The following is an 18543-nucleotide window of genomic DNA, read 5'->3' as shown; positions in this document are numbered from 1 at the left end:
TATTTCAGCCGACACATAAGTTGCCTGACACACCGCCTTCGCGAGCAAGCCCGCTCCCACAGGTCTGTCGGTGATCTGGAGATTGTGGTCAGGGCGGATCAAGCTGATCCAGCGCCCGGTTCACCGCCAACTCCCCCAGCATGATCACCTGTGCAATCCCGAGCAGCGCATTGCGGCTCGTTCCTTCCAGATGATCCACCAGATCGTTGGCCATGACATTGGCCGACGCCAGCGATTCACAGGCGTGCACCAGCAAGGTTTCGGCACTGAGTTCGGGATTGACGATGAACATCGTGCTGGGTGTGCGCGGGGTGGCCATGATTGCAGGGCCGGGGTTGAGGTAGTGATCGAGGGCGCGCTCGGCGGCTTCGTGGAGTTTTTTGGAGTCGAGGCTTTCGTATGGGGATGCCGGATCGGTGTCCGGCGGGTTGGGTGTGACCTTGAACATAGTGAAACTCCTTACATCGTAAAAGGAGCCATCACTCTCACGCTACCAAACGAATGTATGGTCAGCCCACCTCCTGCAACCACGAGCGATGAGCGGTAAAGCATGCTTGCGCTAATGTATCCGGGCTCATGGTTGGCAGTTTTGCCGCCTGGCCCTTGATGAGTAGTCGCTCCTGCCTGTCCTTAAAAGGGTGCCAGCTTCGAGAGCTGCCTCGTTTACCAGGTTTTCATGCAGGGGTTGAGCTGTTTATCGTCATCATCTTGTCGTCGCAAAAGCCGGTAGGGAATTTCGATCAAGCCATGGGTTGTGCGTTGTAGCTGACTCCGCGAGCTAAAACAGCCCATACGATCCTTGCCAATTTATTGGCCAAAGCGCAGGCGACTTTATTCGGGTGCTTTCGTATCAGCAGGTCTCTGCACCAAGTCCCCAAAGCATCCGTACGTTTATCTATGTGCACAAGAACTGCACGCGAGCCTTGAATCATAAGCTTTCGAAGGTATTTATCACCGCGCTTGCTGATGTTCAAAAGGACGGTTTGGTCGCCTGTTGAATACTGCCTCGGCACCAGTCCCAGCGAAGCGGCGAAGTCTCGCGACGAGTGAAAATTGGAAGCGTCGCCGACGTCGGCCAGCAGCGCGCTAGCGATGATAGGGCCGATGCCGGGGATGCTCATCAGGCGTGTTCCCGCATCATCAGCGTCCACTTGCTCTTTGATACTCCGGTCAATCGCCTTAATCTCGTCGTTGAGCCGTTTCATCTCTTCCAGTAGATGTTCAATAAAGGACTTCAGCTGTTGCGGTAACTCTGCGGCCGGGTCGTCCAGAATTTGGTGAACCTGATTCATAGCCGCTTTTGTTGCAGGCAATGCGATCCCGAACTCAAGCAAGAACCCGTGAATGCGATTTATCGTTTGAGTCCGATGGCCTACCAACGCCTCCCGAAGACGGTGCTGGGTCGATAGCACTTGCTGTTCCACGGTTTTGATGGCGACGTAACGTGTTTTAGGACGGGATGCGGCTTCGCAGATTGCCTCAGCGTCGATGTAGTCGTTTTTGTTGCCGGTGACGTAGGGTTTTACATGCTGCGGCGCGATCAATTTCACTTGATGACCGAAGGACAAGAGCTTCCTGGCAAGCCAGTGTGAACCGCCACAAGACTCCATCGCTATGGTGCAGGGCTTCAGCCTTGCGGCAAACTCAAGCAAGCGGCTGCGATTGAATTTCTTGCGCAGTACTTCCTTGCCTTTGGCGTCGTGCCCTATGAGATGAAAAGTGCTTTTTCCAATATCCAGGCCAAGCAAGTCCAAGATGTCCATGAGAGGTCTCCGCAAGTCAGTGAGAACCCCGGTAAGTTTAGATTTACCGATGCTCCCGTACTGGGCTGACCATCTCATTAGGGTGGCGGCTGTACGCAGGTTAGCAGACCGGGGAAAAGAAGAAAGCCGGCGCGCCCAAGGGCGCCCTACGCACAACCACCATCAAATGCAGGTATGGAATACCTGCCTGACGGACACTCGTACGATCTTCAAATACCACGGGCTGCTAAACCCGATCACTGGGAAACAGTGACGCGGACCAAGTTACCGATGGCCTCCAGGGCGCACAAGCCGGCGGATTCTGGCGTACCTGTAGGCAATGACGCAAGGCGCTGTAGCTTGCAGGAAGTGACGCCTACAGCCGTTAAACATGCATTCCAGATTGATACCGCTTTCGCGAGCAAGCCCGCTCCCACAGGGGGCTTCGTCGTACACAGTATTTGTGTTCGCCGAAGATCCCTGTGGGAGCGGGCTTGCTCGCGAAGAACGATAACGCGGTCTCAATCAAGCCGCGCTGGCATGCTCAACGCGATGAAACAAGCGGTTGAAATACACCAGGCTGTCACGCGGCTCGCGCACGCCCACCTTCGTCAGCTCCACGAACATCACCGAATGCGAGCCCACTTCCTTGCACTCGCTGATGCGCCCTTCGAGCTGCACCAGGGCATCGCGCAGCACCGGCACATCGGCCGCGCCGTCGTCCCACAGGTCCCAGGCGAAGCGTTCGTCCATCGGCACCTTGGTCATGCCGGCGAAATGCCGGGCCAGTTCTTCCTGCTCGCCACACAGCACGTTGACGCACAGGTGGCCGTTGGTACGGAACACGTCGTGGGTGGCGCTGTTGCGGTTGACGCACACCAGCACGGTGGGCGGCGAGTCGGTCACCGAGCACACGGCGCTGGCGGTGATGCCGCAACGACCGCCGGGGCCGTTGGTGGTGATGATGTTCACCGCGGCAGGCAGCTGCGCCATGGCGTTGCGAAAGTCGATTTGCTGCTGGCTCAGGTCGGCCATGTCGATGCCCCTTCCTTCAGGAGGGCCACTGTCTTGCGGCCCGTAGGTGATGGAACAAGACTAAGGCTGCGGGCGCGGCACAACCATTCTGACGATCCCCATGGCGGGGTTGGCTTTCCGCTAGTCGACTAGGTGGTTTCTTTATCGCAAGGGCCGGCCACAGTGGGTATTCTGCATACTGGTTCCAGAAAGATGAGCCAATGCGTGCCGCACGTTCCCGTGCGAAAACAATAATTAGAAAACTTTCGTGGCAGCCCCGATGGAAATCCGTAAACCGATTGTTTATATCGTTGACGACGACAAGGACCTGCGAACCTCACTGGCCTGGTTGCTGGAATCGGTGAGCGTGCAGGCGCAGTGCTTTGCCGGCGCCGAAGAGTTCCTCAGCCAATACGATCCCAAGCAGCCCGCCTGCCTGGTGCTCGACGTGCGCATGCCGGAGACCAGCGGCTTCCAGTTGCAGGAAATCCTTAACCAGCGCGGCAGCACCTTGCCGACCATTTTCGTCTCGGCCCATGGCGACATTCCGATGTCGGTCACGGCGATGAAGAACGGCGCGCTGGATTTCGTCGAGAAGCCCTACAACCCGCAGCAGATGATCGACCGCATCCAGGCCGCGCTGAAGACCGCCGTGCACGCCCAGGCCGACCAGCAGCAGCGTCAGAACCTGCAAGGCAAGCTGGCACTGCTGACCAGCCGTGAGCGGGAAGTGTTGATGCTGGTGATCGATGGCAAGGCGAGCAAGGTGATTGCCCGGGACCTGAACATCAGCGTGAAGACCGTTGATGTGCACCGCACCAAGATCAAGGAAAAGATGGGCGTGAGCAGCATCGCCATGCTGGTGCGCGAGGTGCTGCATTTGCCGGTGGATGAGCCGGTGCGGCACTGAGGGACCTGCGGCGGTCATGAGGCCGCCATCGCGAGCAGGCTCGCTCCTACAGTGGTTTTGTGTTCGCTGAAGATCCCTGTAGGAGCTGCCGAAGGCTGCGATCTTTTGATTTTGCTTTAACAACAAGATCAAAAGATCGCAGCCTTCGGCAGCTCCTACGGGGGATGTGCGGTGTCAGGTCTGGCTATAGCGCTTGCGATAAGCACCCGGTGACACGCCAAAGCGCGATTTGAACGCCGACGAGAAGTAGCTCGAATCCGAGAAACCCCACGCATAACACAACGCCGAGAGCTTCTGCTCGACATCGGCGCGACGCAGGTTTTCAGCGCAGAAGTCCAGGCGGCGGTGCTTGATGTATTGCGCCACCACCAGCCCGCGTTTGGAGAACATCCGGTACAAGCCGCGCACGGAAATCCCGACTTCTCGGGCAATCAGCTCGGGGCACAGTTCTTCGTCGCTCAGGTGCGCGTCGATGAAGGCGATGATCTTGCGGAACTGCCGCTCGTGCGCGTCTGCACCGCAGTCGCGGGCGCTGATGCCCGGCAGCAGCAGGCTGGCCAGGGCATCCAGCACGGCTTCGCTTTCCTGCATGTCCAACCCGTCCTGCTGGCGGGTGTCCAGCACCAGCTTGTTGGCCATCACCGCCAGGGGGCTGCTGGCCGCGATGCGCGTGGCACAGTTGACGGCATTGAAGTGCGAACCGCGCTCGACCACCTGGCGCGGCAAAATCAGCGACAGTTGTCGGCAATCGTCGTTGTAGATCATGTCGCTCGGACGGCTGGCGTCGATCAGCGCGATGTCGCCACAGCCGAGCTGCGCGCGGTTGTCGCCCTGCTCCAGTTGTGAGCTGCCACGCATCTGGAACACCGCGTAGTAGTGGCCGTCGCTGCTGGTGCTGACGTCCTTGCTGGTGCGGTACAAATGCACGTGCGCCATGTCGACCACACTCAGGTTGATCGCACCGCTGCGAAATTCCGTCAGTTCGCCGTAGAAATCGGAGTCCAGCGCCCGGGCATCGAAACGCCCACAGGCCTGGTTCACCTGGCTCAACCAACTTTCGAACGCCTCGTTGCGCACCGTCGATGCTGTAATCATGTCCGCAAAGCCTCACGTTTTTGTTGTTATTTTTCGACCGCTTCATCGAGCGGTTCGTCAAAACGGTTGTTTCTGTAGCCATCGCCTCCCTCGACGGCCGCCGGGCGCCCATTCAACAGGCTCCGGCCCAAGCTTTCCAGCCGACCTTCGGTTAAAGGTCCAATACCAGACGAGCGGAAAGCGCCCGTGATACACAGGCACAAATCTGCTTGCTGGAGGCCTTTTCCTTGTTCGACAGACAGTTGTCGCGGTGCTCCGGCAAACCGTCCAGCACTTCGACGATGCAGGTACCGCAGATGCCTTCGCGGCACTCGGTGTCGATGTCGCAACCATGGGCCTGCAACACGTCGACCAGGCTGGCGTTGGCCGGCACTTGCAGCACCACGCCGGAACTGGCGAGTTCCACTTCGAACGTGCCGGCCGGGGCGCTGTTGGCGGCCGGGTCTGCGGCGAAGTGTTCCAGGTGAATGGCATCGTCCGAGCGACTGCGGGACGCCACTTCCACCACTTTGTTCATGAAGGGTGCCGGGCCGCAGGTGTAGACGTGGGCCGCAGCATTGGCGCGGTTCAGGCATTCGCTCAATGCGCCGTCCAGATCCGCAGGTTCAACGCCGTAGTGAAACTCCACGTTATCAGCGAAATTCGTCGCCAACAGTTCGGTAAACGCCGCGTACTGCGCCGAACGAGCGAAGTAATGCAGGCGGTATGGCTGACCGCTTTCCGCCAGTTTGTAGGCCATGCTCAGCAGCGGCGTGACACCGATACCGGCGGCGAACAGCACGTGCTCGCTGGCCGTTTCATCGAGACGGAACAGGTTGCGCGGCGCACCCATTTCCAGCTCCATGCCCTCTTCCACTTGCTCGTGCAGCGCGAGCGAGCCACCGCGCGACTGCGCTTCTTTCTTCACCGCCACCAGATACGCACGGCGATCCTGTGGCGGGCTGCACAGCGAATACTGGCGGGTCACCCCGGTCGGCCCGGTCAGGTCGACGTGGGCACCCGGTTCATAGGTGTCGAGCGGCTGGCCGTCACTGCGCACGAGGCGAAAGGAACGGATATCCAGCGCTTCGTCGACGATCCTTTCGATCTTCACCTTCATCATTGCATCACCTGAATACTTGTTTTTTGTTTTACACATCTCTTGTAGGAGCTGCCGCAGGCTGCGATCTTTTGATCTTGACCTTAAAAGATCGCAGCCTTCGGCAGCTCCTACAGGGACATTCTCTAGCCCTGAATCAGGGCTTCAGCGCATGAACAAGCCGCCGTTGACGTCCAGGCATGCACCGGTCACAGAGGTCGCGTTATCGGCGATCAGCAGCAACACGCTGTCGGCGATGAACGCCGGGTCACCAAGAGTGCCGGCCGGGATCATTTTCAGGATCTGCTCCAGACGCTCCGGAGCCACACTTTCACGCACCACCGGCAAGTCCAGCGGACCCGGCGAGATGCTGTTGACCGTCACGCCTTGGGGCGCCAGTTCACGGGCGAAGACCTTGGTCAGGGTCGCCACGCCACCCTTGGCCGCCGCGTAGTGCGCGCCGGTGGCGGTGCCGCCGTTCTGTCCGGCCAGGGACGCAATGTTGACGATGCGACCGAAGCCGCGCTCGGCGAAGTGCGCGCCGAACACCTGGCAGGCGACAAAGGTGCCCCGCAGGTTGATCGCCATCGACTCGTCGAACTCTTCCGGCGTGATGTCCATCAGCGCCGCGACTTTCGACACACCGGCGTTGTTCACCAGAATGTCGGTGCCACCCCACTGCTCAGTGAGCAGGTCGCGGGCACGCTGGAAGTCGGCCTTGTTGCGCACATCCAGCTCGATGGCCATGGCACTGGCGCCGCTGCTATCGAGTTCCAAAGCCAGTTGCCGCACGCCATCGAGGCGCACATCGGCCAGGCCGACGCGATAACCCGCCGCGTGCAGACGGCGGGCGATGCACTCGCCCAGTCCGCGCGAGGCACCCGTTACAAGGGCTACTCGACTCATGATGTAGCCCTCACAAAAGGAAGCCGAGCGCGCTCAGGCTGTCGGTGGAGTTGATCAGCCGTACCACTTTGCGCTCCAGGGTCGGCACGCCGTCGGTGAAGCGGATACGGTGGTTCAGGTCAGCCACGAACGGCGTGTGCACGCCGCGCTTGTAGGCGTACAGCAACTGCGCCGAGTTGACTTCGACGATGTCGCCCGCCGCTTCCACCAGGCGGAAACGCGAGATCGTGCGGATGGTTTTCGCCGCGTCCACCGCCGACGGCGAGTAGCCGGCGGTCAGGCGTTCGATGCGCAGGTCACGCATGCGTGCATCGTCGTAGGCGTAGTTGAGCGTTGCTTCGAAATCTTCGGTGTCCGGGTCGATCGGCACGATGTACTTGCCGCTTTCGCTCCACAGAGTCGCCCACTCGGCGTAGTTCTTGTGGTCGAGCAGTTCGGCTTCGCGCCAGATGAGTTCGATGGCCTGGGCCAACGGGCCGGAAAAACCGTTCAGGGTGTGTTGATTGCTCATTGGCTCATCATCCTTTTCCACATGTCGTAGGCACCGCGCATGCCGCCTTCGTCGGTGGCGTGGCTGACCTTGTCGCCGTTTTCAGCGGTGATTTCGCGGTTCAGGCCGCGGTTGACCAGGATTGGCGCATCGACGCCGGCATACGAACCGCGCTGCACGCGGTCCCAGGCTTCGGCATCGTCCGGGCTGCCGAAACCGAACGGGCCCTGGAAGTGTTCGTGGATGCGCATGCGTTCGCGGTTGGCGATTTCCGGGCCGCCGTCCATGCCGAGGGCGACGTGGCGAATCTCGGTTTCGCTGACCGACACCGGGCGCAGCACGCGGAAGAACGACATCGACATCGCCACGTTGGGGAACAGGTTCAGGTTGAAACCGGCGCCGTGCAGCGAGCGCACGATGCGACGGACCTGATCGGCCGGCATGGTTTTCGACAGTTCTTCAGTCACATGGGCAAAGCGCTCCTGCAACTGTTCGGTGCCGTCGTCATGATCGAGATCGACGTGCTCCGGCACCATCACCATCACGCTGTGGCCGTTGCCCAAGGAGTGGGTCACGGCTTGTTCGTCGGTCATGAACGAGAGCATTTCCGAGGTTTCTTCATCCACCGAGGACATGAACGACTTGTGCACGATCGGGAAGTGGTAACCGTCGGTGGTGTTTTCCAACTGGATCTTCCAGTTGCCCTTGAAGCTGAACTTGTGTTCGCCCTGGGTCTTGATCGGGTAACCGGCGCCCTGCTTCATGAACAGGTCCATCCAGTGTTTGGCCCCGCCGAGGAAGTCTTCCAGCGGTTCGATCTCGTCGTTGTAGCTGGCGAACACCATGCCGGCGTAGCTCTCGACGCGCAGGCTGGTCAGCGGCAGTTCGGATTTCTCCAGGATGCCTTCGTAGCCATCCGGATACGGCAGCGCACGCAGCTTGCCGTCCAGGCCATAGGACCAGCTGTGGTACGGGCAGGTGAAACCGGTGGCGTTGCCCTTGTGCTTCTCGCACACGGTGGCGCCACGGTGGCGGCAACGGTTTTCCAGCACGTTGATGTTGTTCTTCCTGTCGCGCACGACGATCACCGGGCGACGGCCGATGGTGGCGGTCTTGAAGTCGCCGCTGTTGCGCACTTCGCTTTCGTGGGCAACCCACACCCAGGTGCGGTAGAAAATCTTGTCGAGCTCGGCTTCGAACAGCGCCGGGTCGTTGTACAGCGAGACGTCGACGCGGTCGTGCTGGACCAGGTCTTCTGGGCTTTTCGACGATGCGATCAGCTGATATTCATGAGTGCTCATGCGGTTCTCCTCATGGCTTCTTTTTATGATTTTGATTTAGAGCCAAGCCGTTCACCGACCATGCTCTGTTGCAGTTGCGCGCCGAAGGCACAGACCAGTTCGTCCTGACCCTTGCGGCCAACGATTTGCAGGCCGACCTTCAGCCCGCCGCAGTCGAGTTCCACCGGAACCGTCAGGGCCGGATGGCCGCTGAGGTTGAAAGGCCGAACCAGCGGGGTCATGCCGGCCACGGCCTTGCTGCCGGCGCGGGCTTCGCTGAGGGTCGGCGGCAGGGTCGGCATTGTCGGCAGCAGCAATACGGTAAAGTCTTCCAGTGCCGCGTCCACTTGTTGGGTGAACGCTGTGCGCACGGCTTCGGCCTGGGCCAGTTCTTCGCGGGTGGTGCGGCTGGCCGCCAGCAAACGTGTCTCCACATCGGCGCCGATCAGGCCCTTGCCGGTCAGGTGGCCGAACGCCGCCCAGTTTTCGAAATTGATCACGGTCAGGCCAGCCGCGAACGCGGCTTCGAATTCGCTCAGGTGCAGGTTGCTGCGACGCCAGCCAGCGCGGTCCGCGGCAGCTCCGAGACTTGCTTGCAGATGCGCATCGCAGGCCACCTCGAGAAAGCCGACCCTGGCGCCGTCACCTGGCAGGCCTTGAACGGTAAAACCCGGGCAGATCACCTGCATCGCGGCGATCAGGTCGTCCATGCTTTTGGCGAACGGCCCGACGCAATCGAGGCTGGATTCCAGCGGATGGGCGCCGATACGGCTGACGCGACCATAAGTCGGCTTGAGCCCGGCAATGCCGCAGCACGCTGCCGGCACCCGCACCGAACCACCGGTATCGGTGCCGATGGCGATGTCCGCCAGGCCTGCCGCGACCGCCGAAGCCGAACCGCTGGACGAACCGCCAGGAACACGGTCCGGCGCTTGCGGATTGATCGGTGTGCCGGTCCAGTCGTTGATGCCGGTCACGCCGAACGCCAGTTCATGCAGGTTGGTCTTGCCGACGATCTGCCAGCCAGCGTCGAGGATCGCATCGACCACTTCGGCGTTTTTCGTCGCCGCCGGTGCATCGGCAAACGCGCGGCTGCCCGAGCGGGTCGGATGGCCGGCGATGTCGATGGAGTCCTTGATGGCGACGCGCTTGCCGTTGCCACCGAGGAGGAATTCGCTGATGAACGTACTCATGCGCCCGCTCCCAAGGTGAATAGCTCCGTATTGAACAGCCGTTGCGTGCGGAAATGTGCGATCAGCCAGACGCCGTCGACACAACGAAAATCGATGTTCAGGCGCGTGCCGAACAGCTCGTTGCGGCCATCGGCGTAGGTCGAGATCTGCTGCATGATCCATTGCCCCTGCGCCGCCTTGCCGTCGACCACAATCGACTCGCTGGTGAGGTAATGCAGGTTCAGCTTGAAGTGGTCGGACGGCGGCAGATAACCGCCGACAAACGCCGCCACCGCCTCACGCCCCTGGTGCTGACCGAAAGTCTGCGCGGTCTGGGCGCCGAGGCCTTCCCAGATCGCATCTTCGGTGAACAGTTGCGCCAACTGGCTCAGATGAATCGCCGCCCGCGGCACATCGCACAGGTCCATGTAGCGCGCCATCAAGCGGCGCACAGCACTCTCCCCTTCGAGCGTCGCCAGACGCAGCAGCAAGGCCTCGTTCATGGCTTACACCTTGGCCGCATCAGGAATGGTCAGCGGGCGGCCGATGCGCGCTTCGATCTTGGCGTAGCGCCACAGGCTGTACTGGCCGACCGGCGTGGTGCGGAACAGGTTGCAGGCGTCGATCACCGACTGGTGGCAGTCGACGTCGGCCATGATGTACACGGTCCAGGGCGAGGTGGTGGACGGGCCGACCATCAGGCGGTCGTCGTCCATCGCGCCGAGCACGGTGATGCCGGGCATGGCGCCGAGGTCACCCATCATCTGGCTGAAGCCTTTCCACACGCTCAGGCCTTCGCCGGTGGGCAGATCGAAAAAGTTCTGGGTGATGCCGATGCAGAAGACGACGCGCAACGGTTCCTGGGTAGCTTGGGACATGCTGTTGATCCTTGAAAAAGTGAAAAATCAATAGGGTTCAGATGTAGCCCGGGAACGGCGGGACGCCGAGGAACACCGAGCCTGCGCCGTCGTACAGGCCTTCGCTGAGGAAGGCGTGCTGGGTCACCACCATCGAGTCGCGCAGGTAGCGTTGCAGCGGATGGCGCAGGTAAATGGCAGTGGTGCCGGCCAGGCTGTAGGCGCTCTGCACCACCTCGGCACCGGCCTGGGACACGTGAATGGCCGACAGGCGCAGCAGGCTGGTCTGCTCCGGGGTGACCGGGTTGCCGGCCAGGATCGAGTTCCACACCTGTTCGGTGGCGTTGTAGAAGAAACCGCGGGCGGCGCTGAGCTTGGCTTCAGCCTTGGCGATCTCGATGCGCACGTAGGCGCGGTCGGACAATTTCGGCGCGCCGGTGATGCCGCTGCCGCCAGCCATGCGGCTGATTTCGTCCAGTGCGGCACGGGCCAGGCCGAGGTTGACCACCGCCAGCACTTGCGCGGCGTAGGCGATCGACGGGTAGCGAAACAGCGGTTCGTCGATAGTCGCGGCACCACCACGGATGAAGGTCCAGCGCTCATCAACGTGTTTGTCGCTCACTCGCAAGTCATGGCTGCCGGTGCCCTTGAGGCCAACCACTTCCCAGTTCTCGACGATGTCGACCTGCGCCGGGCGGAATACTGCGGTGCGCGGCTTGCCGCCGGCGGCACCGATGCCAACGCCCAACAGGTCTGCGCCTTTGCAGCCGCTGGCGAATTTCCAGGTGCCGTTGACCTGATACCCGCCTTCCACGGCCTCGGCCGGTTGCAAGGGGAACAGGCCACCGGCGAATACGAGGTCAGGGCTTTCGGCGTAGAGCTCAGCCAGGGTTTCCCGTGGCAAGGCTGCCAGGTAGACGCCGGCGCTGCCGAAGCTGGCCACCCAGCCCGCCGAGCCGTCGGCTTCGGAGATGCGCTCGATCATTTGCAGGAACAGCGAAGGTGCCAAGGCGTCGCCGCCGAAGCATTTCGGCGTGGCGGCGCGGTAGATGCCCACCTGCTTGAAGCGCTCGATCATGTCCCGAGGCACGTGGGAGCCGGCGTCGAACTCCTCGCGGCGTTGGCGGACCTCATCCAGCACTTGCTGGAATAGCTGACTCTCGACCATTGGCACGACCGGGCCGGACACAGGGTCTTGTTGCGCGACAGCTGAACGCAGCATGGGCTAGTTCTCCGTTTTGATTATTGTTAGTTGGCTACACGGCACCGCTGCCTGTAGGAGCTGCCGAAGGCTGCGATCTTTTGATCCCGACAAATCAACATCAAAAGATCGCAGCCTTCGGCAGCTCCTACAGAGAAGATGTGTGGTTGCCCTTGCATTGAGGTCCAGTGTAAAAACCGCGTCCCGGCACAACTATTGGTGCGTGCAGCCCCCTCGCTAAAGAAAACCCCTAGACCCCCACCGGTTACCTCTGAGCGCATCCCGCTGTGCGAGCAGGTATAAAACGCCATACTGCAAATCTCTGCCGCCAGGGGCCGTGCGATGTACCAGCCAAAACCGAACGACTTTTATGCGCTGATCGAAGCCATGCCGCTGTGCATCATTCTTCATGACGCGCACACCAAGGAAATTCTCTGGGCCAACGCCGCCGCCTTGGCCGCGCTGGGTTTTACCCTGGAGGAACTGACGCCGCTCAAGGCTCCGGACATGACCCGCGACGCACCGAAGTACCGGCGTTCGGTGGGCTTGCGCTGGCTGGAAGGCGCCGCGCGCACCGGGCAGCGCGCTATCGAGTGGTGCTATCGCTCCAAGCAAGGGGTGGAGATTCTTTCCGAGGCGGTGGCGACTCTGGTGCACCTGGACGGTCGCGATGTGCTGATGGTGCAGTTCCGCGACATCTCCAAAGAGGACAAGGTCAAGCGCGACCTCAAGCGTTTCGAGAGCCGGCTCAAGGCCTTCATGCAGGACCTGGCCGAAGGCGTGGCCGTACTCGGGCCAGAGGGCGATATCCGCTTTATCAGCGACTCCGGCGCGCTCTTGCTCACCAGTGAAGTGCGTCAGTTGATGGGTAAGAACTTCATGGCCTGGTGTGACGATGCTTCTCGCCAGCGCCTGCTGCAACAGCTGGCCCACGAGACACCGGAGCACGCGCCGTTCAGCGTCCACTATAAAGTGCAGCGGCGTGACGGCGAGTGGCGCTGGCATCACGCAACCTGCCGCTACATCGAGATCGAGGACGATCTGGTCGGCCACCTGCTGCTGTTCCGCGACGTGACCGAGCAGGTGCAGGCCGAAGAGGCGCGGCGGGTCAGCGAGCAGAAACTCGAGTACCTGGCGCGCTACAACGCCATGGGTGAAATGGCCGTGGCGATTGCCCACGAGTTGAGCCAGCCATTGGCGGCGACCCGCAACTTTATTGAAGGCGCGGTGATTCGCCTGGGCAACGCCGGCGAAACCGATCAAGGCGTCGCCTGGGGCTTGCAGAGCGCCGTGCGGCAGATCGAACACGCCTCGGTGATCATCAAGAGCGTGCGCGATTACGTGGTCAAACTGGAGCAGTCCGAAGAGCTGGTCGACCTTAATGAGTTGCTGCGCGAAACCCGCTACTTCATCAGCCTGCGGGCCGATCCGAGCCTGGTGCGCATGGAAATCGTCACTGCGCCCGAACCGCTGCGGGTGAGTTGCGAGAAGGTGCTGATCGGTCAGGTGATCCTCAACCTGGCCTTCAATGCCATTGAAGAAATGGCCGACCTGCCTACTGAACGGCGCTTGTTGCGTATCCATGCCAGCCGCGAAAACGACGTGGCCCTGGTGCGCATCGAAGACTGCGGTCGTGGCATCCAGACCCAGGCGCAGGAGAAGCTGTTCGACGGTTTCTTCTCGTCCAAGGTCAGCGGCAATGGCATTGGCCTGGCGCTGTGCAAGAACATCATCGGCCGCCACCGGGGCGATATCTGGGCGCAAAACCTGGAGCCGTGCGGCGCGGTGTTCAGCTTCTCCCTTCCCCTCGCTTCCCTCGTTTAAAAGCACAAGATCGCAGCCTTCGGCAGCTCCTACGGGGACCTCATTGCCCTGTAGGAGCTGCCGCAGGCTGCGATCTTTTCGCTCTTCCATACGACTGGCACAGACACACAAACACTTGGCAGGCAGGGCAATTCTCCCGATCGCGGGGCACGGCAGAATCAAAGGGTAAAAATCTGCCAAAGCACCCGCGATCCGCGTTACCAACAATTCAGGAAGTTCCCCTTATGCGAACAAACAGGATCTCCGTACAGTCAGCGCTAGGCCTGAGCCTGCTTGTACTCGGTTTGAACAGTGCCCGCGCGGACTTGCCCGCCGGTACGATTGGCCAGACCGTTCTGGCGTTTCCACCCGAAGCTCACCGCGCGTTTGTCATCGACGTCGAGTTCGACAGCTTCGTGGCTGGCCGCGTGACCGTGGTCGACCCGGACCAGAAGCGCATCCTCGGCATGGTACCGACCGGTTTTGCCGCGCCGTCGACCCTCAGTCACGACAAGAAAACCCTCTACAGTGCGGACATCTGGTATTCCCGGGGCACCCGTGGCACCCGCACCGACGTGCTCACCGCGTGGGACAGCTCGACCCTGTCGCCCGCCTGGGAAGTGCTGATTCCGAACAAGCGCGCCGAGTCGCTGACCCAGCGTTACTCGCTCAAGCCAAGCGGTGACGACAAGTTCGTCTACGTCTACAACTTCACCCCGTCGACTTCGGTGACCGTGGTCGATACCCAGGCCAAGGCCGTTGCCACGGAAATCGCCATCCCCGGTTGCGTGCTCAACTACCCGGTCGGCAACCGCCGCTTCGCCTCGCTGTGCGGCGACGGCAGCCTGCAGGTGGTGACCCTCAACGATCAGGGCCAGGAAACCGCGCGCAGCCGCACGCCGTTCTTTGATCCGAACGCGGAAAAACTGGTGGAGCGCGCGGTCAACGTCGGCGACACCTACTACTTCACCACCACGACCGGCACCGTACGCCCGGTGGATTTCGCCGGCGACGCGCCGAAGGTCCTGCCGTCCTGGTCGCTGGTTTCCGACGAGGAAAAGAAAGCCGGTTGGGCGCCGGGTGGCTGGCAGTTGATGGCCGTGGCACCGAAGCTGGACCGCCTGTACGTGCTGATGCACGACGCCCACGAACCGTTGAAGTGGGAAGACCCGAGCCCGCTGATCTGGGCGTTTGACCTCAAGACCCACAAGAAGGTGGCGACCCTGGAAGCCCCGGTTCCAGTGTGGAGCATGCAAGCCACTGGTGACGACCAGCCGTTGTTGCTCGGCACCGACGTGGAAGGCGGTTTGCAGATTTTCGATCTGAAGACCAACAAGCTCACCGGCAGCATGCCGAAAGTCGCCAAAACCGCGACTCAGGTCCTGAGCTACTAAGAGGTTCGGCCATGCACACAGATCCGATCTTCATCATAACCAGCGCCATCGCCATCGCGGTGTTGCTGGCCAGCGCCGCGACTCACAAGTTGCGCGCGCCGGTCCGCTTCGCCCGGCAACTGGCGGACTATCAACTGCTGCCCGAGGCGCTGGTGCGCCCGACGGCGCGGCTGGTGCCGCTGCTGGAACTGGCCATCGCCTTTGCCCTGCTGGTGCCGGTCAGCCGTGGTTATGCCGCGTTGAGCGCCGCCAGCCTGTTGGCGCTGTACGCCGCCGCCATCGGCATCAACCTGTGGCGCGGTCGCGCCGACATCGATTGCGGTTGTGCCGGCCCCGACCAGGCGCAGCCGCTGCGCCCGGTGTTGCTGGCACGTAACAGTGCGCTGGTGCTACTGGCGCTGGTGGCCAGCGTCGCGCCGGTTGCCCGCGACCTCAACCTGTTCGATGGCTTCGTGACCTTGGCCGCCGCCGCAGTCGCGCTGCTCATCTACGCCGCCGCCGATGGCTTGCTGGCGAACTCCCCTCTTCTGCTCAAATTGATTGGTAGGTAATCGAAATGGAAGGCTTGATTGTTTCCAACGTTCTGCTCTGGGTGCTGCTGGTGGCCGTGGCGTTTGTCGTCATGGGCCTGGTGCGGCAGATTGGCGTGCTGCACGGTCGCCTGGCGCCGGCCGGCGCGTTGATGGTCGACAAAGGCGTGGCGGTCAATGAACCCGCGCCGCAAGTCACCGCCAGCGACCGTCATGGTCGTCCGGTGAACTTCGGTTATGCCGGCGAGAAATCGCAACTGCTGTTCTTCCTCTCGCCGACCTGCCCGATCTGCAAGTCGCTGCTGCCGGCGATCAAATCCATCGCCAAGGAACAGGCCGCAAGCCTGGACGTGGTGTTCGTCAGCGATGGCGACATGGACGCCCAGCAAGCGCTGATCCGCGAACACAAACTCGAAGACGCCACCTACGTGGTCGGCCCGGAAGTGGGCATGACCTACCAGATCGGCAAGCTGCCGTACGCCGCGCTGATCGACAAGGCCGGCACCCTGCGCGCCAAGGGCCTGGTCAACTCCCGCGAGCACCTGGACAGCCTGTTCGAAGTCGAGCACCTGAAGCACGCCACGCTGCAGCAGTACCTCAATGCCCAACCGCACGCCCATGATCACGACCACAGCCACGGCCATAGCCACTGATAAGGCAGGGAGACCTTTATGAAACTGCTGGATCTGTTGTTTGAGCGTTCGTCCCGCCGTGTCGCCGACACCACGTCGCGTCGTAAGTTGCTGGCGCGCATGGGTTCGCTGATGGTGGCCGGTGCCGCCCTGCCCCTGCTGTTGCCGCTGGATCGCACCAGCAAGGCCCTGGCCGCAGAACCTGCGCAGGCTGGTGACCCGGGTGATCCGAACAGCTGCGATTACTGGCGCTACTGCTCCATCGACGGCTTTCTGTGCAGCTGCTGCGGTGGGTCGGTGACGTCCTGCCCACCGGGCACCGAAGCCTCGCAAGTGACCTGGATCGGCACCTGCCGCAACCCGGCCGACGGCAAGGACTACATCATTTCGTACAACGACTGCTGCGGTAAGCAAAGCTGCGCCCAGTGCGCCTGCACCCGTAACGACAGTGAAGAACCGGCCTATCGCCCGTTCAACAACAACGATGTGAACTGGTGCCTGGCCGCCAAATCGCACATCTATCACTGCACCGTTTCGGTCATCCGCGGCGTCGCCGTTTAAAAAAACGCGCTTTGCGCCGGTTGTTCGCGCAATCGGCGGCTTTTTTTATTTTGTCCGGCTGTTTTTTTAACTTTCGCCCGCAACAAGCAAAAGGTGCTCAGTCATGCGCAAGTTGCTACTCCTCGGTCTCATCTGCGCCCTTGGCGCCCCGCTCGCCTATGCCCGGGCCATTCCCGACCCGAACCAGCAGCACGCGCCGGGCAATGAATCACTGCAAACCCCGATTGCCCAGGCCGGTTACAGCGTCGGCGTGAACTACCAGTTGCAATGCGCCGGTTGCCACCTGGGCGACGGCACGGGTTCGGCCGCCAACGACACACCACGGATGAAAGGCTTTGTCGGCAACTTCCTGAAAGTCCCCGGTGGCCGTGAATTCCTCGTGCGGGTGCCGGGCATGTCGCAGTCGGCGCTGAACAACGCGCAACTGGCAGACCTGCTCAACTGGTTGATGCGTGAAGATGGCATGGCGGGCAACAGCCTGCCGGCTGACTATCAGCCCTACACCGCCGAAGAAGTCACGGTATTGCGCGCCAAGACCATGCTCAACCTGCCCGGCACCCGTAGCGAGTTGATCAAGGCCATGCGTGCCCAGGGCATCGCGATCGATGACGGGATGAATTACTGAGAACAACGTCCTTCAGGTTCGATCACCCGGACGATGGACTCAACGACGGTAAATAAGTAACGTAACCGGTGCTGTTTTCGAACCTGGAAAATCGAAAAGGGAGTTTGCATCGTGACCGAAGAGACAAAAACCAAAGGACCGGCTTCGTACTTTCCGTCCATTGAAAAAAAGTACGGGCAGCCGATCAGCCATTGGCTGGACCTGCTCAAGACCGTCAGCGACAAGAAACACATGGAAATAGTGGCCTGGCTCAAAACCGAACACGGTATGGGTCATGGTCACGCCAACGCGTTGGTTGCCTATCATCTGGCAGCCAGCAAAAGCGCCTAGCCACGGGTCCATCCTTCTCTGCGCTATCGGTGGTGCCGGGTAAAACCGGCTCCACCGTAAATCTTCTGTTGCCCTATCCTTTCATCCAACCCCTCTCGCCGGACATCGACCATGTCAGCCCCCGAATCCACCCTCCTCGACAGCTGGCACCACAACGCCCGGGCCTGGATCGACGCCATCCGCAGCGGCACCATCGAAAGCCGCCTCAAGGTCACCGACCAGGCCATCCTGCTGGCGGTGCTCGGTCGCCAGCCCGAGCGAGTGCTCGACCTGGGTTGCGGCGAAGGCTGGTTGTTGCGTGCGCTGGCAGACCGGGGTATCGATGCGGTTGGCGTGGACGGCGATGCGACGCTGGTGACGGCCGCGCGGGCGGCGGGCGCTGCGCCGGTGCATTTGGCGAGCTATGAACAACTGGCAGACGCGAAAGTCGACATCGGCCGCGACTACAACCTGATCTGCGCCAACTTCGCCTTGCTGCATCAAGACATCATCCCCCTGCTCGCCGCCATGAACACCCTGCTCGCCCCGGGTGGCGCGCTGGTGATCCAGACGCTGCACCCGTGGGCGGCTGCGGCGAGCGATTATCAGGATGGTTGGCGGGAAGAGACCTTCGCCGGTTTCAAGGGGCAGTGGCAAGCCATGCCGTGGTATTTCCGTACCCTGTCCAGTTGGCTGAATGCGCTGGACATGGCAGGTTTTGTGCTGGCTGGCTTGCAGGAGCCACAGCACCCGCAAAGCTCTGTGCCGCAGTCATTGCTGTTGGTGGCCGAACCGCGCCGCTGAGTGATGCAAATCCTTTGGAAGCTTGCTCGCGATAGCGGTCTGGCAGTCGCTGCATCGCTGGCTGTCATTCCGTCATCGCGAGCAAGCTCGCTCCCACAGGTTCAACGGCTGTACGCAAAATCTGCGAACCACCCAAATCA

The 18543-nt window shown here is 61.4% G+C and carries 21 protein-coding genes; 9 read left to right on the top strand and 12 right to left on the bottom strand.

Annotated features, from left to right (window positions below; genetic code table 11):
* Positions 1–88 precede the first annotated feature (88 nt).
* The 3 genes from AC3IP0_RS11570 to hpaC form a co-directional block, all read right to left on the bottom strand.
* The gene (locus AC3IP0_RS11570) at positions 89–448 is read right to left on the bottom strand and encodes a DUF6124 family protein (protein ID WP_489319327.1); all 360 of its coding nucleotides are present in this window, start codon (positions 446–448) and stop codon (positions 89–91) included.
* 292 nt (positions 449–740) lie between these two features.
* Positions 741–1763 carry an IS110 family RNA-guided transposase gene (locus tag AC3IP0_RS11565; protein ID WP_489315948.1) on the bottom strand — a complete coding sequence of 341 codons (1023 nt, stop codon included), beginning with the start codon at positions 1761–1763 and terminating at the stop codon, positions 741–743.
* A 504-nt stretch (positions 1764–2267) separates the two neighbouring features.
* Complete coding sequence (hpaC, locus tag AC3IP0_RS11560; RefSeq protein ID WP_056723075.1) at positions 2268–2777, bottom strand: 4-hydroxyphenylacetate 3-monooxygenase, reductase component; 510 nt, start codon at positions 2775–2777, stop codon at positions 2268–2270.
* Between the two features lie 259 nt (positions 2778–3036).
* Between hpaC and AC3IP0_RS11555 the strand changes: the two genes are divergently transcribed.
* Positions 3037–3666, top strand: coding sequence for a response regulator transcription factor (locus AC3IP0_RS11555; protein ID WP_489327461.1), 630 nt, complete (start codon positions 3037–3039; stop codon positions 3664–3666).
* 174 nt (positions 3667–3840) lie between these two features.
* Here AC3IP0_RS11555 and feaR read toward each other — a convergent pair whose 3' ends face one another.
* The 9 genes from feaR to AC3IP0_RS11510 form a co-directional block, all read right to left on the bottom strand.
* Entirely contained in the window at positions 3841–4761 is a 921-nt protein-coding gene (gene feaR / locus AC3IP0_RS11550) for a transcriptional regulator FeaR (RefSeq protein WP_489327459.1), read from the bottom strand.
* Between the two features lie 151 nt (positions 4762–4912).
* Positions 4913–5863: a PDR/VanB family oxidoreductase gene (locus tag AC3IP0_RS11545; protein WP_489327457.1), complete on the bottom strand. Its 951-nt coding sequence runs from the start codon at positions 5861–5863 to the stop codon at positions 4913–4915.
* Positions 5864–6004: 141 nt separating this feature from the next.
* On the bottom strand, positions 6005–6745 hold the full coding sequence (locus AC3IP0_RS11540) for an SDR family NAD(P)-dependent oxidoreductase (RefSeq protein ID WP_489327455.1): 741 nt from the start codon (positions 6743–6745) through the stop codon (positions 6005–6007).
* Positions 6746–6755: 10 nt separating this feature from the next.
* A complete protein-coding gene (locus AC3IP0_RS11535; protein WP_489327453.1) occupies positions 6756–7256 on the bottom strand; it encodes an aromatic-ring-hydroxylating dioxygenase subunit beta in 501 nt (166 codons plus the stop codon).
* The gene (locus AC3IP0_RS11530; protein WP_489327451.1) at positions 7253–8536 is read right to left on the bottom strand and encodes an aromatic ring-hydroxylating oxygenase subunit alpha; all 1284 of its coding nucleotides are present in this window, start codon (positions 8534–8536) and stop codon (positions 7253–7255) included. Before AC3IP0_RS11530 ends, AC3IP0_RS11535 begins: the two co-directional genes overlap by 4 nt.
* A 23-nt stretch (positions 8537–8559) precedes the next feature.
* Positions 8560–9708, bottom strand: a complete 1149-nt coding sequence (locus AC3IP0_RS11525) for an amidase (RefSeq protein ID WP_489327449.1) — start codon at positions 9706–9708, stop codon at positions 8560–8562.
* On the bottom strand, positions 9705–10190 hold the full coding sequence (locus AC3IP0_RS11520; protein ID WP_489327447.1) for a nuclear transport factor 2 family protein: 486 nt from the start codon (positions 10188–10190) through the stop codon (positions 9705–9707). Before AC3IP0_RS11520 ends, AC3IP0_RS11525 begins: the two co-directional genes overlap by 4 nt.
* Before the next feature lie 3 nt (positions 10191–10193).
* On the bottom strand, positions 10194–10565 hold the full coding sequence (locus AC3IP0_RS11515; protein WP_046040355.1) for a hypothetical protein: 372 nt from the start codon (positions 10563–10565) through the stop codon (positions 10194–10196).
* A gap of 37 nt (positions 10566–10602) precedes the next feature.
* Positions 10603–11766, bottom strand: coding sequence for an acyl-CoA dehydrogenase family protein (locus AC3IP0_RS11510; RefSeq protein WP_489319320.1), 1164 nt, complete (start codon positions 11764–11766; stop codon positions 10603–10605).
* A 321-nt stretch (positions 11767–12087) separates the two neighbouring features.
* Here AC3IP0_RS11510 and AC3IP0_RS11505 point away from each other — a divergent pair, with 321 nt between their 5' ends.
* The 8 genes from AC3IP0_RS11505 (at position 12088) to AC3IP0_RS11470 (ending at position 18403) form a co-directional block, all read left to right on the top strand.
* Positions 12088–13569, top strand: coding sequence for a sensor histidine kinase (locus tag AC3IP0_RS11505; RefSeq protein WP_489327445.1), 1482 nt, complete (start codon positions 12088–12090; stop codon positions 13567–13569).
* 224 nt (positions 13570–13793) lie between these two features.
* Positions 13794–14942 (top strand): amine dehydrogenase large subunit, encoded by a 1149-nt coding sequence (locus tag AC3IP0_RS11500; RefSeq protein WP_489327443.1) that lies wholly within the window; start codon positions 13794–13796, stop codon positions 14940–14942.
* 11 nt (positions 14943–14953) lie between these two features.
* The gene (locus AC3IP0_RS11495) at positions 14954–15493 is read left to right on the top strand and encodes a MauE/DoxX family redox-associated membrane protein (protein WP_489327441.1); all 540 of its coding nucleotides are present in this window, start codon (positions 14954–14956) and stop codon (positions 15491–15493) included.
* A 5-nt stretch (positions 15494–15498) separates the two neighbouring features.
* Entirely contained in the window at positions 15499–16125 is a 627-nt protein-coding gene (mauD, locus tag AC3IP0_RS11490) for a methylamine dehydrogenase accessory protein MauD (protein ID WP_489327439.1), read from the top strand.
* 18 nt (positions 16126–16143) lie between these two features.
* The gene (locus AC3IP0_RS11485; RefSeq protein ID WP_008050506.1) at positions 16144–16665 is read left to right on the top strand and encodes a methylamine dehydrogenase light chain; all 522 of its coding nucleotides are present in this window, start codon (positions 16144–16146) and stop codon (positions 16663–16665) included.
* Positions 16666–16768: 103 nt separating this feature from the next.
* Positions 16769–17290, top strand: coding sequence for a cytochrome C (locus tag AC3IP0_RS11480; RefSeq protein WP_489319315.1), 522 nt, complete (start codon positions 16769–16771; stop codon positions 17288–17290).
* Positions 17291–17401: 111 nt separating this feature from the next.
* Entirely contained in the window at positions 17402–17620 is a 219-nt protein-coding gene (locus tag AC3IP0_RS11475) for a DUF4287 domain-containing protein (RefSeq protein ID WP_489319314.1), read from the top strand.
* Between the two features lie 111 nt (positions 17621–17731).
* Entirely contained in the window at positions 17732–18403 is a 672-nt protein-coding gene (locus tag AC3IP0_RS11470) for a class I SAM-dependent methyltransferase (RefSeq protein WP_489327437.1), read from the top strand.
* The last annotated feature ends 140 nt before the right edge of the window (positions 18404–18543 follow it).

It is taken from the genome of Pseudomonas sp. GL_103 (assembly GCF_057835175.1).
Note: the sequence above shows the minus strand (reverse complement) of the source record. Positions and strands in the feature narration are given on the sequence as shown.

Coding starts and splice junctions, on each gene's coding strand:
- AC3IP0_RS11570 (WP_489319327.1), bottom strand. CDS start 448: ATGTTCAAGGTCACACCCAACCCGCCGGACACCGATCCGGCATCCCCA.
- AC3IP0_RS11565 (WP_489315948.1), bottom strand. CDS start 1,763: ATGGACATCTTGGACTTGCTTGGCCTGGATATTGGAAAAAGCACTTTT.
- hpaC (WP_056723075.1), bottom strand. CDS start 2,777: ATGGCCGACCTGAGCCAGCAGCAAATCGACTTTCGCAACGCCATGGCG.
- AC3IP0_RS11555 (WP_489327461.1), top strand. CDS start 3,037: ATGGAAATCCGTAAACCGATTGTTTATATCGTTGACGACGACAAGGAC.
- feaR (WP_489327459.1), bottom strand. CDS start 4,761: ATGATTACAGCATCGACGGTGCGCAACGAGGCGTTCGAAAGTTGGTTG.
- AC3IP0_RS11545 (WP_489327457.1), bottom strand. CDS start 5,863: ATGATGAAGGTGAAGATCGAAAGGATCGTCGACGAAGCGCTGGATATC.
- AC3IP0_RS11540 (WP_489327455.1), bottom strand. CDS start 6,745: ATGAGTCGAGTAGCCCTTGTAACGGGTGCCTCGCGCGGACTGGGCGAG.
- AC3IP0_RS11535 (WP_489327453.1), bottom strand. CDS start 7,256: ATGAGCAATCAACACACCCTGAACGGTTTTTCCGGCCCGTTGGCCCAG.
- AC3IP0_RS11530 (WP_489327451.1), bottom strand. CDS start 8,536: ATGAGCACTCATGAATATCAGCTGATCGCATCGTCGAAAAGCCCAGAA.
- AC3IP0_RS11525 (WP_489327449.1), bottom strand. CDS start 9,708: ATGAGTACGTTCATCAGCGAATTCCTCCTCGGTGGCAACGGCAAGCGC.
- AC3IP0_RS11520 (WP_489327447.1), bottom strand. CDS start 10,190: ATGAACGAGGCCTTGCTGCTGCGTCTGGCGACGCTCGAAGGGGAGAGT.
- AC3IP0_RS11515 (WP_046040355.1), bottom strand. CDS start 10,565: ATGTCCCAAGCTACCCAGGAACCGTTGCGCGTCGTCTTCTGCATCGGC.
- AC3IP0_RS11510 (WP_489319320.1), bottom strand. CDS start 11,766: ATGCTGCGTTCAGCTGTCGCGCAACAAGACCCTGTGTCCGGCCCGGTC.
- AC3IP0_RS11505 (WP_489327445.1), top strand. CDS start 12,088: ATGTACCAGCCAAAACCGAACGACTTTTATGCGCTGATCGAAGCCATG.
- AC3IP0_RS11500 (WP_489327443.1), top strand. CDS start 13,794: ATGCGAACAAACAGGATCTCCGTACAGTCAGCGCTAGGCCTGAGCCTG.
- AC3IP0_RS11495 (WP_489327441.1), top strand. CDS start 14,954: ATGCACACAGATCCGATCTTCATCATAACCAGCGCCATCGCCATCGCG.
- mauD (WP_489327439.1), top strand. CDS start 15,499: ATGGAAGGCTTGATTGTTTCCAACGTTCTGCTCTGGGTGCTGCTGGTG.
- AC3IP0_RS11485 (WP_008050506.1), top strand. CDS start 16,144: ATGAAACTGCTGGATCTGTTGTTTGAGCGTTCGTCCCGCCGTGTCGCC.
- AC3IP0_RS11480 (WP_489319315.1), top strand. CDS start 16,769: ATGCGCAAGTTGCTACTCCTCGGTCTCATCTGCGCCCTTGGCGCCCCG.
- AC3IP0_RS11470 (WP_489327437.1), top strand. CDS start 17,732: ATGTCAGCCCCCGAATCCACCCTCCTCGACAGCTGGCACCACAACGCC.